General features: G+C 69.4%; 15 protein-coding genes. 10 read left to right on the forward strand and 5 right to left on the reverse strand.

Annotation, left to right across the window (positions count from 1 at the left end):
- Window positions 1–51: 51 nt before the first annotated feature.
- Window positions 52–1,026 (reverse strand): tetratricopeptide repeat protein, encoded by a 975-nt coding sequence (locus tag L942_RS30920; RefSeq protein WP_037367395.1) that lies wholly within the window; start codon window positions 1,024–1,026, stop codon window positions 52–54.
- A 116-nt stretch (window positions 1,027–1,142) separates the two neighbouring features.
- Here L942_RS30920 and L942_RS30925 point away from each other — a divergent pair, with 116 nt between their 5' ends.
- On the forward strand, window positions 1,143–1,550 hold the full coding sequence (locus tag L942_RS30925) for a hypothetical protein (RefSeq protein WP_037367241.1): 408 nt from the start codon (window positions 1,143–1,145) through the stop codon (window positions 1,548–1,550).
- Window position 1,551: 1 nt separating this feature from the next.
- Here L942_RS30925 and L942_RS30930 read toward each other — a convergent pair whose 3' ends face one another.
- Window positions 1,552–1,857 (reverse strand): thiamine-binding protein, encoded by a 306-nt coding sequence (locus tag L942_RS30930; protein ID WP_037367242.1) that lies wholly within the window; start codon window positions 1,855–1,857, stop codon window positions 1,552–1,554.
- Window positions 1,858–1,927: 70 nt separating this feature from the next.
- On the opposite strand from L942_RS30930, the gene L942_RS30935 reads away from it, so the two are divergent.
- Entirely contained in the window at window positions 1,928–2,428 is a 501-nt protein-coding gene (locus L942_RS30935; protein WP_037367243.1) for a MarR family winged helix-turn-helix transcriptional regulator, read from the forward strand.
- Window positions 2,429–2,479: 51 nt separating this feature from the next.
- Here the strand turns inward: L942_RS30935 and L942_RS30940 are convergent, their stop codons facing one another.
- From L942_RS30940 to L942_RS30950, 3 genes are all read right to left on the reverse strand, one after another.
- A complete protein-coding gene (locus L942_RS30940; RefSeq protein WP_037367244.1) occupies window positions 2,480–2,848 on the reverse strand; it encodes a DUF3817 domain-containing protein in 369 nt (122 codons plus the stop codon).
- Between the two features lie 312 nt (window positions 2,849–3,160).
- A complete protein-coding gene (locus L942_RS30945) occupies window positions 3,161–5,548 on the reverse strand; it encodes a GH92 family glycosyl hydrolase (protein WP_037367245.1) in 2,388 nt (795 codons plus the stop codon).
- A gap of 81 nt (window positions 5,549–5,629) precedes the next feature.
- Entirely contained in the window at window positions 5,630–8,887 is a 3,258-nt protein-coding gene (locus L942_RS30950; protein WP_081655300.1) for a GH92 family glycosyl hydrolase, read from the reverse strand.
- A gap of 317 nt (window positions 8,888–9,204) precedes the next feature.
- On the opposite strand from L942_RS30950, the gene L942_RS30955 reads away from it, so the two are divergent.
- The 8 genes from L942_RS30955 to L942_RS30990 all read left to right on the forward strand — a co-directional run bounded on the left by L942_RS30955 (window position 9,205) and on the right by L942_RS30990 (window position 16,419).
- Window positions 9,205–10,188 (forward strand): LacI family DNA-binding transcriptional regulator, encoded by a 984-nt coding sequence (locus L942_RS30955; protein ID WP_037367246.1) that lies wholly within the window; start codon window positions 9,205–9,207, stop codon window positions 10,186–10,188.
- A complete protein-coding gene (locus L942_RS30960) occupies window positions 10,185–11,231 on the forward strand; it encodes a class I mannose-6-phosphate isomerase (RefSeq protein WP_037367247.1) in 1,047 nt (348 codons plus the stop codon). The genes L942_RS30955 and L942_RS30960 overlap by 4 nt, the downstream gene beginning before the upstream one ends.
- A complete protein-coding gene (locus tag L942_RS30965) occupies window positions 11,228–11,992 on the forward strand; it encodes an ATP-binding cassette domain-containing protein (protein ID WP_037367248.1) in 765 nt (254 codons plus the stop codon). The genes L942_RS30960 and L942_RS30965 overlap by 4 nt, the downstream gene beginning before the upstream one ends.
- A complete protein-coding gene (locus tag L942_RS30970; RefSeq protein ID WP_037367249.1) occupies window positions 11,992–13,035 on the forward strand; it encodes an ABC transporter permease in 1,044 nt (347 codons plus the stop codon). Before L942_RS30965 ends, L942_RS30970 begins: the two co-directional genes overlap by 1 nt.
- A gap of 31 nt (window positions 13,036–13,066) precedes the next feature.
- Window positions 13,067–14,068, forward strand: a complete 1,002-nt coding sequence (locus L942_RS30975) for an ABC transporter substrate-binding protein (RefSeq protein WP_037367250.1) — start codon at window positions 13,067–13,069, stop codon at window positions 14,066–14,068.
- A gap of 101 nt (window positions 14,069–14,169) precedes the next feature.
- The gene (locus tag L942_RS30980) at window positions 14,170–15,219 is read left to right on the forward strand and encodes a sensor histidine kinase (protein WP_037367251.1); all 1,050 of its coding nucleotides are present in this window, start codon (window positions 14,170–14,172) and stop codon (window positions 15,217–15,219) included.
- Window positions 15,216–15,971 (forward strand): LytR/AlgR family response regulator transcription factor, encoded by a 756-nt coding sequence (locus tag L942_RS30985; RefSeq protein ID WP_037367252.1) that lies wholly within the window; start codon window positions 15,216–15,218, stop codon window positions 15,969–15,971. Before L942_RS30980 ends, L942_RS30985 begins: the two co-directional genes overlap by 4 nt.
- A gap of 97 nt (window positions 15,972–16,068) precedes the next feature.
- Window positions 16,069–16,419, forward strand: coding sequence for a membrane protein (locus L942_RS30990; protein WP_037367253.1), 351 nt, complete (start codon window positions 16,069–16,071; stop codon window positions 16,417–16,419).
- Window positions 16,420–16,450 lie beyond the last annotated feature (31 nt).

Raw genomic sequence — 16,450 nt, forward strand, 5'->3', positions numbered from 1 at the left:
ACGAAGGGCCGCACCGGAGGGTTCCGGTGCGGCCCTTCGTCGTGAATCAGCTCAGAACAGCGCGCTCGCCAGGTCCCGGCGCGCCTTCGAAACCCGCTCGTCGGCCGGGTCGAAGAGGTCGAACAACGCGACCAGGTGTTCGCGCACGCGGTTGCGGTCGTCGCCGGACGTGCGGCGGACGACGTCGATCAGCCGGCGGAACGCGCCTTCCACGTCCTGTTCGGCGATGTCCAGGTCGGCGGCCGCGAGCTGGGCGTCGAGGTCCTTCGGGTCGGCTTCGGCCTTGGCGCGGGCGCTCGGGTCGATCGACTCGGCGCGGGCGGTGAACTTGACCTGCGCCAGGGCGTTCTTCGCCAGCTCGTTGGCCGGTTCGGCGTCCAGGATGCGCTCGTAGGCGGCCTGCGCGGCGGCGTAGTCGCCCCGTTCGAAGGCTTCCTCGGCCTCGGTGAAGCGCGGGTCTTCCGGCTCTTCGACCGGGCCGCGGGCCTCCTCTGCGGCGCGGATGCCGGGCAGGCGGTCGCGCAGGGCGTCCAGCAGCGAGCCCAGCCACTTGCGGATTTCCGGCTCCGGCAATGCGCCGGAGAAGGCGTCCACGGGCTGGCCGCCGGCGATGGCGACGATCGTCGGGATCGACTGGGCTCCGAAGAGCTGCGCGATCCGCGGGTTGGCGTCCACGTCGACCTTCGCCAGCACCCAGGCGCCGCCCGCTTCGCCGGCCAGGCGTTCCAGCACCGGGCTCAGCTGCTTGCACGGCCCGCACCACTCCGCCCACAGGTCGACGACCACGAGCTGGTTGAGCGAGCGTTCGACGACGTCGGCCTGGAAGGTCGCCTCGGTGACCTCGAGGACCGCGTCCGAGGGCGGCGCGGTGGCACTCGGCTCGCCGCCGGACGGGCGCGCGGGCGGGGCCTGCGGCTGGTTCCGGTTCGCCTCCGCCCTGGCTTTGAGCGCGGACAGGTCGACCGCGCCGGACAACGCGGCGGACAACGCCGCTGAGTTCGCTGCAGATCCGCGTGGGTGTGTCACGCCCTCCATCCTGGCACGGCTCGCCGCGAGAGTTCAGCAGCAGCCCCGAGGTTCGCGTTGGGCAGGAGCACTTCCGTGCGGCATGCTTCCGGCGAGGACAACGAGGAGGCCGCAGGATGCTCAGCCGGCGCAACGCCGCGGTGGCCGTCGCCGTCGTGGTCGGGGTGGGGTGGGTCGCCAGCATCACGGTGACCGTCGCTCACCAGGAGCCGCCCGGCGCGGCGTCCCCGCCGGAACTGCGCACCGAACTCGCGGCCGCGCTGAGCGGCCGGGACGCGGACGCGCTCGCCGGGCTCTTCGACGTCCCCGGCTCCGGCGGCGACGACCTCGCCAAGGACTACGTCAGCGTCCTCAAGGACGGCGACGCGCACGACATTTCCGTGCAGCTCTCCCCGGACGAGCACTCCCCCACCGCGGCCGTCGTGCGCGGGAAGACCGGCGCGGGCGAGCAGTTCAGCTACCGGCTCGCGGTGACCAGCGCCAAGGGACGCTGGACCGTCGCGTTCACGCCGCCGATCCCCTAGCTCAGCTCTCACGCAGGTGCGCCTCGACGCGCTCGACCTTCGCGCTCAGCTGGCCGGAGTCGTAGCCGGGACGGATGTCGGCCTTCAGCACCAGCCCGACGCGCGCCGAGCCCTCGCCCGCGGCTTCCACCGCCTTCTTCACCACCGCCATGACCTCGTCCCACTCGCCCTCGACCTCGGTGAACATCGAGCTGGTCGAGTTCGGCAACCCGGATTCGCGCACCACCTTCACCGCGCGCGAGACGGCCTCGCTCACTCCGCCGTCCGGCTCCGCCGCCGAGGGGCTCACGCTGAACGCGACGATCATGTGGCTTCCTTTCCCTGTTCTCCCAGGCCGACCCCCACGACCGGGGTACCCGCTGGTAGCTTCGATTGCCATGAACCGTCCGCTGCCGTTCGATCCGATCGCCCGTGCCGCGCAGCTGTGGGAAGACCGGATCGGCCCGGCCGGAACCATGGCCGCGGTCACCGGTGTGATGCGGGTGCAGCAGATCATCCAGTCGGCGGTCGACGGCGCTCTCAAGCCGCACGGCCTCACCTTCGCCCGCTACGAGGCGCTAGTGCTGCTCACCTTCTCCCGCAACGCGCGGTTGCCGATGCGGGTGATGGGCGAACGGCTGCAGCTGCATCCCACCAGCGTCACCAACATAGTGGACCGGCTCGAGCGCGACGGGCTCGTCAAGCGCGTGCCGCACCCCACCGACCGGCGGACCACGCTCGTCGAGATCACCGACGAGGGCCGCGCGCTGCGGGAAGCCGCCACCGCCGCGGTCACCGAAATCGACTTCGGGCTCACCGGGCTCACCGAACGGCAGGTGGAGCAGCTGACCGAGCTGCTGACCAAGGTCCGCAAGTCCGCGGGCGATTTCACCTCGTAACGCACGAAGGGCCCACGCGGTGCTCGCGTGGGCCCTTCGGAAAGCGGAGGATCAGGCGTTCACGGTCTCCCGCGCGCGCACGAAGAGGCCGACGCCGCCCTGGGACAGCCGCTGCGGGCCGTCGAGCTTGCCGTTGCGCAGCGCCCACTTCTCGAACAGCCAGGTGAACAGCGGCGGGATGCTCGCCAGCAGCGCCAGCGTCAGCGTCTTGCCGCGCCAGCCCAGCGGCTTCGCCACGGACAGGGAGGTGATCACGTACAGGACGAAGACGACGCCGTGCACCATGCCGAGGACGGGCACGCCGCCCTCGTTAGACGCGTCGACGACGTACTTGAGAAACATCCCGATCAGCAAGCCGAGCCAGGACAGAGCCTCGGCGACTGCGGCCACGCGGAACACGAGAGCGGCCTTGCTGGACACGACATCCTCCTGTGCGTCACCTGGTGCGTGCTGACTGCACACACAAAAACACGTCCGACAGACTGTCCAAGACGGACGGAACCGCCTGGCGTCAACAGCGCTGTCGAACGGGTATGAGACCAGTGTGAGGCGTGATCGGCCTCACCGGAACACCGGGGCCCGTGACTCTGGTCACGAGCAGATTCCGCTGTGGTCTGCACCAATTTCGGACGCGGGCCGGAAACGGGCGGGAAATGCCCGGTTAACGGGAAAGACCGCCTCCCGATCCCAAGATTCGGGAGGCGGTCTTCACCGACTGTCCACGACTGAACACTAACCGGCACAAGGAGAAGGGGGTGCGGCCGACCGTGACGTTCCCCACGTGGCCCGCGCCGCGTCGCCGGTCAGCGCGAAGTCCAGAGTGGACCCGCGGCGCAGCTGTTCGAGGCTGACGAACGTTTTGTCCGACGCCGTGCCGTTGACGCGCAGCCCGGAAACGTACTGCAGCTGCGCCCCGTCCGCCCCGCGCGCGTTGACGGTGACGTCGCGGCCGTTCGGCAGGTGCAGCACGGACTTGGCGAACCGCGGCGCGTTGAGCACGAAGTCGCCGGTGCCCGGGACGGCCGGGTAGAGGCCGAGCGCGCTGAAGACGTACCAGGCGGACATGGTGCCGAGGTCGTCGTTGCCGGTGACGCCGTTCGGGGCGTTCGTGAACAGCGTGTGCGCGGCCCGCACGACCGCCGAGGTCTTCCACGGCTGTCCGGTGAGCGTGTACATCCACGGCGAGTGCAGGTCGGGCTCGTTGTTGGGGTTGTAGCGGAACTGGCGGTAGTAGTCGTACGGACCGACGACCCACTTCTCGTGCGCGGTCTTCGCCGGGTCCTTCACCAGGTCGTCGTAGGCGAAGAAATCGTCGAGCCGCTTGCCCGCGTTGGCCGCGCCGCCCATCTTCGCGACCAGGCCGGGCACGTCCTGCTGCACCAGCCACTGGTACTGCCACGCCGTGCCCTCGTGGAAGCCGTCCTGGCCTTGCGGGCTGTACGGGCCGTCCGCCGGGGTGTACCAGCTGCCGCCGGCGACCTTCGGGCGGAAGTAGCCGGTGAAGCCGCGGTCGGTGACCGACGGGTCCCACAGCGTCGCGTACGTCCGGCCCTTGGCCGCCAGCTGCTGCGCGTCTTCCTTACGGCCGAGCGCGGACGCCATCACCGAGAGGGAGCAGTCGGCGAGGGCGTACTCCAAGGTCGCGGACGCGCCGTGGGCCGGGTCGGTGTCCTGGCCCTTCTTCGGGAAGTTCGGGTCGTATTGGACGAATCCGTCGGCCTGGTAGCTCGCGTTGCCGGAACGGCCTTGGAACGGCGACGACGCGGGCGGGATCTCGCGGGAGTTCTGCAGCAGGGCTTGGTAGGCGTGCATTTCCTCGCCGCTCAACGCGCCGAACCGCCAGAGGTCGACCAGGAACGGCGTCACCGGGTCGCCGGTCATGGTGTTCGTTTCCTGACTCGCGTACGCCCAGCGCGGGAGCCAGCCGCCTTGGTCGTGGATGGCGAGGATGCTCTTCGCGATGTCGCGGGCCCGGTCCGGTTTCAGCAGGGCGAGCAGCTGGTTTTGCGAGCGGTAGGTGTCCCAGAGGGAGAAGAAGTCGTAGTACGTCCAGCCGATCGCGCGGTGGATCTTCTTGTCGAAGCCGTAGTACCGGCCGTCGGCGTCGTTCGCGGTCAATGGCTGCAGGAAGGAGTGGTACAGCGAGGTGTAGAAGACCGTGCGGTCGTCCGGGGTGCCGCCGGTGATGTCCACACTGGACAGTTCCCGTCGCCAGTCTCGCTGGACGTCGTTCTTCACCGCGTCGAACGGACGGACGCGCGAGGCGGCGAGGTTCGTGTCCGCACCGCGTGCGTCCACTTGGGAAAGGGAGGTGGTCGCCGTGACTTGACCGCCCTTCGGGAAGGTCAGCCACGCGCCGCGCAGGCCCGCGCCGCCTTGTGCCGAGCGGCTGCCGGGGGTGCCGCCGTCCGGTGACCAGGTGCCGTAGGAAGTGAACGGCTGGTCGAATTTCGTGGTGAAGTAGGTGGTGTAGGGCTTGCCGCCGCAGAAGGCTTGCGATTCGACGGTGCCCACGATCGTGTGGTCGTCGACGATCCGGACGCTGCTGCCGCTGACCGGTTCCTTCGCGTTGGCCTGCCCGACGTTCACGAAAACGTTGGCCGGGCCGGGTTTCGCGAACGAGTACCGTTCGACGCCGCTGCGGGTGCTGGCGGTGGTTTCGACGTCAATGCCGCCGTAGCCGGTGAGACGCACCTTGTAGTAGCCGGGTTTGCCGACTTCGCCCTCGTGCGTGTACGGCGCGGCGTACTTGGCTTGGTCGAAGGTGTCCGGCTTGCTGGTGTCGAAGGCCGCGCCCGGACCGATCTCGCCGGTAGTGGGCAGCATGGACACCAGGCCGCCCTGTTCCCAGCAGCCCGCGCCGGAGAGGAAGAAATGGCCGAAGCCGCGGATCGCGGTGTCGGTGTAGAGGTAACCGGCGTAATGGGTGGTGATCGGGCTGGATTGCACCATGCCGAACGGCGCGGACGCACCGGGGAACGTGTTGCCCTCGTCCTGCGTGCCGATGAACGTGTTGACCGAATCCAGCGCATCGGCCGGACGCGCCTGTGCCGCCACCGGCGTGAGCGCGGCGGCGACGACAGCGAGCGTCATCGCGCCCGCCAAAACCCTGCTCCTCATAGGACTCCTCTGGAAAGTTCGTGAGGGGAACCTTGCGGGAATCTGGTTCCCTCAGGGTTCCCCTCACCGAACGCGTCTGGGTCAGCCCGCGGCGATGGCGAACACGTGCAGGTCGCCGCCGCTGACGCCGCTCGGCAGCGTCACGCTCGCGACGGTCTTGCCCGCGTCCAGCGTGATCGGCGCGGTGGCGAAGACCATCGTGCGGATCTGCTGCGGGTCGCCGCCCGCGGAGTTGCGGTACGGCGTGGACAGGACGATCCGGTTGCCGAACGCCGGCTGCGCTCCTCCGCCGCCGAGGGTCCAGTCGGAGAATCCGATGGCGGCGGTGGACTTGCTGCCGTCGGTGTAGGTGACGGTGAGCGTGCCCTGCGCGTTGCCGTTGCTCGCGGCGCCGAGCAGCGCGAGCCGTCCCGAACCGGTCAGGTTGATCGTCTGGCCGGCGGCGACGACGTTGTCCGGGTCGCCGACCGGGTACGCCGGCCAGGTGAAGTTCAGCCCGTCGCTCGACACCGTGCTGCCCGGCTTGGCGCCGGCCTTGGCCAGCGCGTCCGCGGAGTAGCTCCAGCCGCCGCCGTCGAAGTTCCCGGCCGCCGAGTCGGCGTCCGGCGACAGCCCGGTGTTGTTCACCGTGGCCAGCCAGCTGTTCGGCTTCGCCACCAGGATGGTCAGCACCGCCTGCACGTCCGCGAGCCCCGGCGAGGAGAAGGTGACCGGGATCCGGCGCGGACCGTCGGAGGTGCCCGCCGGAACGCTCACCGTCACCTGAGCGCGGCCCTTGCCCGCCGCGGGGACCTGCACGGAACCGGTCGCGGGCGTCAGCGTGATGCCGTCCGCGCTGCCCGCCGAGTAGGTCCAGGTCCGTGCGGTGCCGGACAGATCCTGCACGCCCACCGAAGCGGTCGCGGTCGTGCCAGCGGGCACCACCGCGCGTGCCGGGTCCACAAAGGACAGGCTCGGCTTCTCCTGCTCACGGAACGAGGGCGGCGCGTCAGCCGGGGCGGAGCCCCACGCGGTCGCGGTCGTCGAGCGGGTGAAGTCCAGCTTGCCGCCCTGCGAGAACAGCCCTTCCGGCAGCCACGCCTTGCTGGCCGCGCTGCCGTTCACCTTGAGGCCGCTGGTGTATTCGCCGGTGCCGGGAGCGTCGACGACGATCTTCTTGCCCGCCCCGGTGGTCACCTCGGCGTGCGCGAAACGCGGCGTGGTCAGCACGGTTTCGGCACGGCCCGGGATCTCCGGGTAGACGCCGAGCGCGGACCAGACGTACCAGGCCGACATCTGGCCGAGGTCGTCGTTGCCGATCAGGCCTTCCGGACGCGGGTTGTACAGCTCGTCCATCGCCCGGCGCACGATGTTCTGCGTCTTCGCCGGGGCACCCGCGAACGAGTACACGTAGGGCGCGTTCGAGTTCGGCTCGTTGCCCAGGAACGCGTACGGCTCATGGGGTCCGGCGTTCAGCTTCGTGAAGAAAGTGTCCAAACGCGACTGGGTAGCGGTGTTGCCGCCGAACGCGGTCACGAGACCGCCGAGGTCATACGGCACCATCCAGTCGTACTGCGCGCCGTTGCCCTCGACCCAGCCCTGCGAGCTGGAGGGGTCGTAGTTCGCGGAGAACGAGCCGTCCGCGTTGCGCGGCTGCAGGTGTCCGCTGCCCGGGTTGTAGAGGTTCTGCCAGTACTGCGCCCGCTTCATGAACGTCGTGTACGTGGCGCTGTCCCCCAGGCGCTTCGCGAACTGGGCGATGGCGAAGTCCGCGCTCGTGTACTCCAGGGTGTCCGCCGCCGCGCCGGGCACGTAACCGAGGCGCTGGTAATCCTGAAGGCCCGGGCGTTCGACGTAGCCCTGCGTCGGCTGCGTCGCGCCCTTGATCATGAGCAGCAACGCTTTCTGCGCGTCGAAGTCACGCGCACCGAACGCGTAGGCGCTGGAAACGATGATGTGGTACGGGTCTCCGTTCATCACGCCGGTGTAGTCGTTCGCGACGGTCCAGCGGTCCCAGGAGCCGCCCTGTTCGGCGAAGGCCATCATCGACCGCACGAGATCCGAGGTCTGCTTCGGCACGATCGTGGCCAGCAGCGGGACCTCGGAGCGGTAAATGTCCCAGCCGGAGATGTTGGTGTATATCGCGTGGCCGCGGTCAGCTTGGTGGATCCGGCCGTCGAAGCCCGGATAGCGACCGTCCACATCGGAAAACACGTTCGGCTGGATCAGCGAGTGGTACAGCGAGGTGTAGAACGTCGTGGTGTCGGCGTCACTGCCGCCGCTGACCTGGATCTTGCCGAGCTGGTCGTTCCACGCCTGCCGCGCGGACGCGGCCACCGCGTCGAACGCCTTCGTGCCGTTGTTCTCCGCCTTCAGGTTCGCCTTCGCGCCGTCGACGGACACAAAGGACAGTCCGACCTGGACGTTGACCCGCGCGCCGTTGAGGTTCGGGAAGGTCACGTACCCGCCGCTGCCCGGGCCGCTCACCGTGGTGTCCTGCGGCTTCGCCGCCGCCGGGCGCGCCAGCGAAGCACCGATCCCGTTCGGCTGCGCGACCTTCGCCCTGGCCCCGCCGGTTTCCGCGGTCTTGCCCGGGGTCACCGCGCCGTTCTTCCACGTCCCGACGGACTCGAACGGGGTGTCGAACTTCGCCGAGAAGTAGACCCGGTACGAGTCCTTCGCGCCGCAGAACCGGCCGCTGGTCGCCCAGCCGCTGATGGTGTCCTTGCCGATGCTGATCGACGCGTCGTCGGTGCCGTTGACCGAGCCGGAAGTGTTGACCAGCAACGTGGACGCCGCGCCCGCGGGGTAGGTGAACCGTCCGGAACCGGTGCGCTGCGTCGCGGTCAGCTCGACCTTCGCGCCGTTGTCGAGGGCGACGTCGTACGCGCCGGCGGTCGCGTGCTCGTTCTTGTGGTCGAAGGTCGAGGTGTAGTGGCCCGGATCGGTCGCGGGCGACGTGCTGATCTCCCCGACGTACGGCATGAACGGCAGGTCTTGATACGTGGTGCAGCCGGCGCCGGAAAGGTGCGTGAGGCTGAACCCGGTGATCGTGTTGTCGTCGTAGAAATAGCCGCCCGGCTGGGATTTCTTGGTGTCCGGGCTCCACTGCACCATCCCGAACGGCGCCACCGCGCCGGGGAAGGTGTTGCCCGCGCCGCCGCCGGTGCCGTGGTCCGCGCCGCCGGGCCGGGTGCCGACGAACGGGTTCACCCACTTCGCCGGGTCAGCGTTCTTCGCGGCGCTCGCCGCGGGATCGGCCAGTGCGGGGGCGGCGGGGGCCAACGCGGCCCCTGTCGCCACGACCGCCGAGGTCAGGAAGATCAGTCCGGCTCTCCAGCGCGCTCGCGCCATCGCCATCGCCTCTCCAGTTGTCCGGCGCGAACCCGCCGCCACCGACCTCGAGGCATCGATGACAACCTTGTCGCGCACCGTCGATGCGGGCTACCTTCGGCAATGGCTCACCGGATCGTCAAGACCGCGGTGAGAGCCTGTCCGATTCGAGACAACGATGTCCACCATCCGCACCAGCGGATTCGGCGAAGCGGGCAGCGGAAAGCGGCAAGCATTGACAGCGAGCGGGCGGATGGTGTCCAATCCCCCGCATTATGACAACGTTGTCTCACTCGGGCCGGGACGCGGACGGGCTTCCCCGCCCCGCCAGCAGGCGGGCCACGATGAGCGATGTGGCCCGGCTGGCCGGCGTCAGCATCAAAACGGTGTCGCGGGTCGTCAACGACGAGCCCGCGGTGCATCCGGACACCGCCGAACGCGTGGTGGCCGCGATCGAACAGCTGGGGTTCCGGCGGAACATCGGCGCGCGCAACCTGCGCCGCGGCTCGACCACCGGCACCATCGGCCTGGTCGTCGAGGACGTCGGCAACCCCTTCTACTCCGAGCTGAACCGCGCGGTGGAACGGATCGCGACGTCGTTCGGCAGACACGTGCTGACCGGGTCGTCCGGCGAGAACTCCGACCGCGAACGCGAGCTGTCGCTGGAATTCTGCGCACGGCGCGTGGACGGGCTGCTGATCGTGCCCGCCGGGCTGCAGCACGGCTATCTCGTGCCGGAAATGCGCGCGGGCACGCCGGTCGTGTTTCTCGACCGCCCGGCCGGTGACATCGTGGCCGACACCGTGCTCGTGGACAACCTCGGCGGCACCATCGAGGCGGTCGGCCACCTCGTGCGGCACGGCCACCGCCGGATCGCCTTCCTCGGCGACAGCCCGGACATCTTCACCGCCGCCGAACGCCTGCGCGGGTTCCGGGAAGGCTGTGTGCGCAACGGGATCTCCTACGACGAGAGCCTGGTGGCGATGCAGACGCCGACGCCGGAAACCGTCGGCCAGGCCGTGCGCAAGCTGATCGGCGGGCCGAATCCGGCCACCGCCGTGATCGCGGGCAACAACCGGGTCGCGGTGCACCTGCTGCGCGCGCTCGCGCACGCCGAGCGCCGGCCCGCGCTGGTGAGCTTCGACGATTTCGAACTGGCGGACCTGCTCGACCCGCCGGTCACCGTGATCGCCCACGACGTCAGCGCCCTCGGGCACGCAGCGGCAGAGCTGCTGTTCGCCCGCATCCAGGGCGATCAATCCGCCCCGAGAAAGGTAGTTCTGCCCGTGCACCTCGTCGCCCGCGGTTCCGGTGAGGCCGCCCTGTGACCAAGCACCTCGAGCCGGTCGCGCTCCCGGCCAACCAGCCGCCGCAGTTCTACCGGGGCGGCGACGCGATCGCCGCCCTGCGCGGAGCCAGCGGCACCGACTCGAAGTTCGGGCCGGAGGACTGGGTCGGTTCCGTCACCACCATGTTCGGCCAGGAGACCAACGGTCTCACCAAGCTGCCCAGCGGGGTCTGGCTGCGCGACGCGGTCCGCGCGGACGCCGAGGCGTGGCTGGGCGCGGCGCACGTCGCCAAGCTCGGCGACTCGACCGGCCTCCTGGTCAAGCTGCTCGACGCCGGACAGCGGCTTCCGGTGCACTTCCACCCGTCGGATTCCTTCGCCCGCAAGCATTTCGACTCCCACTTCGGCAAGACCGAGGCGTGGATCGTGGTCGGCACCTACGGCGACGACCCGCGCGTGTACCCGGGCTTCCGGGAAACGCTGAGCAAGGAAACCGTCGCCGAGTGGACCCGCGAACAGGACGCGCCGAGCATGCTGGGCGCGCTCAACAGCATCCCGGTGCGGGAAGGCGACACGGTCTACATCCCGGCCGGGCTGCCGCACGCGATCGGCGAGGGCGTGTTCGTGGTCGAACTGCAGCAGCCGACGGACTTCTCGCTGACCCTCGAATGGCGCGACTTCCTTGCCTCGCCGGAGAAGGGCCACCTCGGGATCGGCTTCGACACCGCGCTCGAAACGCTCGACACCTCGGGCTGGGACGAGGACCGGCTCAAGACGATCGTGAAGCACACCTCCGGCGACGAAGCGACCGCGGTGGACCTGCTCGCGCCGGATTCGGCGGAGTTCTTCCGCGCTGACCGCATTCACTTGTCCGGCAACGCCTTCTCGCTCGAACCGTCGTTCAGCGTGCTCGTCGCGCTCGACGGCGAGGGCACCTTGCGCACCGAACACGGCGGCGAGTTCCCGGTGGCCAAGGGCGACACCTACGCGGTGCCGTTCTCCGCGGGCCAGACCGAACTGTCCGGCTCGCTCACCGTCGTCCGGTGCCGTCCGCCCGCCCCGGAAAGGAGTCGATCCGCATGAGCGAAATCCTGCTCGACGCGGTGGACCTGACCAAGCACTACGGATCGGTGGAAGCCTTGCGCGGCGCGTCCTTCCAGGCGCGCGCGGGCGAGGTGACCGCGCTGATCGGCGACAACGGCGCGGGCAAGTCGACGCTCGTGAAGTGCCTGTCCGGGGCCGAACAGCCGACGTCGGGCCGGATCCTGCTCGACGGCACGGAAGTTCACCTGGACTCGCCGGTGGCCGCGCGCCGGGCCGGGATCGAGACGGTGTACCAGGATCTCGCCGTCGCGCCGGAACTGGACCCGGCGGCGAACCTGTTCCTGGGCCGGGAAATCCCGCGCAAGGGCCTCCTCGGCAAGCTCGGCATGCTCGACAAGGCGGAAATGCGGCGGCAAGCGGTCGCCGAGTTCGAGCGGCTCGGCGTCACGCTGCAGAGCACCAGCGTGCCGATCGGGTCGCTGTCGGGCGGGCAGCGGCAGAGCGTCGCGGTGGCGCGGTCGGTGGTGTGGGCGTCGAAGGTCGTGTTCATGGACGAGCCGACCGCGGCGCTCGGCGTGCTGCAGCGCGAACGCGTGCTGGACGTGATCAAAAAGGTCCGCGACAAGGGCATCGCGGTCGTGCTGATCAGCCACAACATGCCCGAGGTGCTGTCGGTGTCGGACCGGATCGAGGTGCTGCGGCTGGGCAAGCGCGTCGCCCGGTTCGCCGGGGCGGACACGAAACTCGAGGATCTGGTCGCCGCCATGACCGGTGCCCTCGTCCAGGAGGAGGCGGCCTGATGAGCGCTCCGGTGAAGGACATTCAGACCACTGTGGACGGCGAGTTCGCCAAGCCTCCGCTGGGGAAACGGCTCGTCGGGGCCAATACGATCTGGATCGCGCTGGTGCTGCTCGCGCTGATCGCGGTCTTCACCGCCATCGCGCCCGCCGAGTTCGCGACCCTGTTCACCTTCCAGACGCTGCTGATCGAAACGTCCGTGCTGCTGGTGCTGTCGGTCGGCATGACGTTCGTGATCATCACCTCCGGCATCGACCTGTCCGTCGGGTCGGTGCTGATCTTCGCCGGCATGGTCGCGGGCAAGATCATGGAAGCGCTCAGCGGCGGCGACGCCTCGCACGCCGGCTGGGGCGTGATCACCGTCGGGCTCGTCGCGGCGGTGATCGCGGGCACGATCTGGGGCCTGATCAACGGATTCCTCATCGCGGTGGCGAAAATCCCGCCGCTGATCGTCACGCTCGGCACGATGGGCGCGGCACTCGGCGCGTCTTACCTGCTCAACGGCGGTTCGGACGTGCGCAGCGTGCCCGTCGAACTGAACAAGACCCTCGGCTACGGCACGTCGTTCGGCGGGATCCCGAACCTGGTGCTGGTCGCCGTGGTGATCACGCTGATCGGTGCGTGGCTGCTGCACACCACGCGGTTCGGCCGCTACACGTTCGCCGTCGGCTCGAACGCCGAGGCGGCGCGGCGGTCCGGCATCGGCGTGACCGCACACCTGCTGAAGGTGTACCTGCTCACCGGTTTCCTCGCCGGGATCGCGGGCTTCCTGTCGCTGGCGTACTACGCGTCGACCACGATCTCGGCGCACACCAACGACAACCTCAACGCCATCTCCGCGACGGTGATGGGCGGCACGAGCCTTTTCGGCGGCGTCGGCTCGATGCTCGGCACGGTGATCGGGGTCTTCATCCCGGCGGTGCTGAAGAAGGGCTTCAACATCACGCACGTGCAGGACTTCTGGCAGATGATCGCGGTCGGCGCGGTCCTGATCGCGGCGGTGTGGTTCGACCAGCGCCGCCGCCGCAAGCGCAACTCCCGCTGAACCGGTTCTCGAGTACAAAGAGGTGCTTACGATGAAATTCAGCAAAACCGTCCTCGCCGCCGGGACGCTCGCGTCCGCGGCGATGCTGGTGGCCGCGTGCGGCTCCGGGCAGGTGGGACAGAGCGGGTCGGGAGACCAGCCCGGCGGCAACTCCGCGAACAGCAAGAAACTGGCGCTGGTGCCGGGCGTGCAGGCGGAGCCGTTCTACATCTCGATGCAGTGCGGCGCGCAGGAAGAAGCGAAGAAGCTCGGCTACGAACTGACCACGCAGGCCCCGCAGAAGTTCGACGCGGCGATGCAGACGTCGATCGTCAACGCGATGGGTTCCAACCCGCCCGCCGCGCTGCTCATCGCGCCGACCGACGACCAGGCCATGCTCGCGCCGATCCAGCAGGTGAAGAACCGCGGCACGAAGATCGTCGAGGTCGACACCTCGCTCAAGGACAAGAGCGTCGCGGTGTCGTCGGTTTCCTCGGACAACGCCGAGGGCGGCAAGCTGGCCGCGCAGACCATGGCGAAGCTGGTGGGCGACAAGCCGGGTTCGGTGCTGATTCTCGACACCATCGCGGGCACGTCCACGACGGCGGCCCGGGCGAAAGGCTTCGAGGACGAGCTGAAGAACCACCCGAACCTCAAGTCGGTCGGCGTCCAGTTCACCCAGAACGAACCGGACCAGGCCGCCTCGAAGGTGACCGCGGCGCTGGCCTCGACCCCGGACCTCGTCGGGATCTTCGCCACCAACCTCAACACCGGCGAGGGCGCGGCGACCGGCCTGCGCAACGCGGGCAAGATCGGCAAGGTCAACCTGGTCGGCTTCGACGCCAGCCCGTCCGAAGTGGACGGTCTGAAGAAGGGCGAGTACCAGGCGCTCATCGCGCAGGACCCGGCGCAGATCGGCACCAAGGGCGTCGACCAGGCGGTGGCCGCGCTCGAGGGCAAGCCGACCGAGCGGGACCTGACCGCGCAGCTGCACTCGATCACCAAGGACGACCTGGACGCCAACTCGAAGTACTTCTACAAGCAGAGCTGCTGACCGCTGGTCCGGCCGAAGGGGACTTTCCGCGCGGAAAGTCCCCTTCGCCTTGTTACGGGCTACTATCTACTCCCCCAGGCACCCGAGGGGAGGGCTCGTCGATGACCGAGAGTGCCCGGCTGCCGTGGCGCTCCCGCCCGGACGCCGTCGGCGTGCTCGGCGCGGCGCGCAAGATCGCCGACGACCTGAAAGACGGCCTTTCCGGAGTCCGCGCCCGCCGTGCCGCTCACGGCCTCCGACGGCTGTTCGGCGTCGCCGGGCTGGGGCTTTCCGACCTGTCCGGCACGCTGATGTGGTCCGGCCGCCCCGGTGCCGACTCCTCGGTATCCCAGGCTCTGGATGACGTCCTGCACCAGGAAGAGCCGATCGCCGTCGGTGGGGTGACGGCGGTCCCGCTGCATGTCCACGACGAACTGGCGGGCGCGTTGCTGCTGGTCGGCGACGTTTCCAGCGCGGTGCCCCGGCAGGCCGCGGACTTGGTCGTGCAGGCCCTGGAACGGGGACGGCTCGAAGCTTCGGCCGACCAAGCGGCGCAAGCCGAGCTGCGGGCGCTGCGCGCGGAGATGTCGCCGCACTTCGTCTACAACGCGCTGACCGTGATCGCCTCGTTCGTCCGTTCGGAGCCGGACCGCGCCCGCGACCTGATGCTCGATTTCGCCGACTACACCCGCTACAGCCTGTCGAGGCACGGCGAGTACACCGTCGTCGCCGAGGAGTTCCGCGCGGTGGAGACGTATCTCGCGCTGCAGAGGGCGGTGCTGGGCGAAAGACTGAAGGTGCAGGTGCGGGTCGCGCCGGAAGTGCTTGCGGTGGCGGTGCCGTACCTGGTACTCGAACCCCTCGTGGAAAACGCGATCCGGCACGGCATCGAGCCGCGGTCGGGCACCGGGCTCGTCCAGGTGCACGGACAGGCGGAAGGGAACGACTGCGTGATCAGCGTCGAGGACGACGGGGTCGGCATGGAGCCCGAGCGCGCCGCGGCCATCCTCGCGGGCAGCGGCGACGGCACCGGACTCGGTCTGGCCAATGTGGACCGACGATTGCGCACCGTGTACGGCGCCTGGTACGGCCTGACGGTGGAAACGGCGGTCGGCGAAGGCACCCGGGTGCTCCTGCGCGTGCCGCGGTTCCAGCCGGGGGTGCTGCCGTGAGCGGGCTGCGGGTGCTGGCGGTCGACGATCTCGCGCCGGCCTTGGACGAGCTGTGCCGGATGCTGCGCGACGCGCCGGAAGTCGGCGAGGTGGTCGGTGCGAGCGATGCGTTGAAGGCGCTGAAACTGTTGCAGGCAGACCATTTCGACGCGGTCTTCCTCGACATTTCCATGCCCGGCTTGGACGGGTTGGAACTCGCGTCGCTGCTGGCCAAACTGTCCGAACCACCGGTGATCGTGTTCGTCACCGCGCACGACGGGCACGCGGTGACCGCGTACGGCATCGGCGCGGTGGACTACCTGCTGAAACCGGTGCGCACGGAACGGCTTTCCGCCGCGCTGGCGAAGGTGACCCGATTGGCGCCGAGCGGACGACGTCGTTCCGCGCCGGACGCGATGGCGGCGCTGCCGGTCGATTCCGGTGGTCGCACGCGCTATGTCCGCCGCGACGACGTGCTGTTCGCCGAGGCCAACGGCGATTACGTCCGGCTGCACACCCGCAATGGCGTGCACCCGGTGCGGATGCCGATTTCGCGACTCGAAGAGTACTGGGAGGGCACCGGATTCACCCGGGTGCACCGGGGGTTCTTGCTCGCGGTCAGCGCGGTGCTGGAACTGCGGAGCGACACGACGGGCGGCTTGCTGGCGCACACCGAAGCCGGTGACGTGCCGGTGAGCCGACGGCATGCGCGAGACCTCCGGGACCGGTTGCTGGAGGCGGCGCAGCGCGGCCAGCTCGGGAGCGCTCGGTGAGCGGCGCGGCTCGTGCGTGGCAAAGCCGGTTAGAACCGGCGCCAGCACTCACGAGGGCACAAGAGTCGCCGCGCACGAGGATTGCGCAGGCCGTCCAGTGAGCCGCACGAAACGCGTCGCCGTCACCAGTCCGCAGACCAGGCTCGCCCGGTCGCGGCGGCTCGAACGCGGCCGCTGGCGGATGCCCCGTTTGCGCGCGTCGGAAGCGGAGCGCGCGGCCGGCCTCTACCGGATCCAGCGCCGTCGCGGGATCCCCGCCCTGGTGGCGATGTTCGTGCTGGTGCTGGGTTTGCCGGTGCTGTTCGCGCTCGCCCCGTCGCTCGACAGCGTCAGGCTGTGGGGAATTCCGCTGTCCTGGCTGCTGATCGCGGTCCTGCCGTACCCGGTGCTGGCCGGGCTCTCCTGGTGGCAGCTGCGCCGCGCGGAGAAGATCGAGGACGATCGGTGAGCGGAGTACCCGAGCGGTCCGGGGGCGGATA

Source organism: Amycolatopsis orientalis DSM 43388 (assembly GCF_000411975.1).
GTDB lineage: Bacteria > Actinomycetota > Actinomycetes > Mycobacteriales > Pseudonocardiaceae > Amycolatopsis > Amycolatopsis orientalis_D.

Excerpts from the sequence above, each read along its gene's own strand:
- L942_RS30935 (WP_037367243.1), top strand. The coding sequence starts at position 1,928 with ATGAACCGTCCGCTGCCGTTCGATCCGATCGCCCGTGCCGCGCAGCTG.
- L942_RS30965 (WP_037367248.1), top strand. The coding sequence starts at position 11,228 with ATGAGCGAAATCCTGCTCGACGCGGTGGACCTGACCAAGCACTACGGA.
- L942_RS30930 (WP_037367242.1), bottom strand. The coding sequence starts at position 1,857 with ATGATCGTCGCGTTCAGCGTGAGCCCCTCGGCGGCGGAGCCGGACGGC.
- L942_RS30950 (WP_081655300.1), bottom strand. The coding sequence starts at position 8,887 with ATGGCGATGGCGCGAGCGCGCTGGAGAGCCGGACTGATCTTCCTGACC.
- L942_RS30955 (WP_037367246.1), top strand. The coding sequence starts at position 9,205 with ATGAGCGATGTGGCCCGGCTGGCCGGCGTCAGCATCAAAACGGTGTCG.
- L942_RS30970 (WP_037367249.1), top strand. The coding sequence starts at position 11,992 with ATGAGCGCTCCGGTGAAGGACATTCAGACCACTGTGGACGGCGAGTTC.
- L942_RS30980 (WP_037367251.1), top strand. The coding sequence starts at position 14,170 with ATGACCGAGAGTGCCCGGCTGCCGTGGCGCTCCCGCCCGGACGCCGTC.
- L942_RS30945 (WP_037367245.1), bottom strand. The coding sequence starts at position 5,548 with ATGAGGAGCAGGGTTTTGGCGGGCGCGATGACGCTCGCTGTCGTCGCC.
- L942_RS30975 (WP_037367250.1), top strand. The coding sequence starts at position 13,067 with ATGAAATTCAGCAAAACCGTCCTCGCCGCCGGGACGCTCGCGTCCGCG.
- L942_RS30925 (WP_037367241.1), top strand. The coding sequence starts at position 1,143 with ATGCTCAGCCGGCGCAACGCCGCGGTGGCCGTCGCCGTCGTGGTCGGG.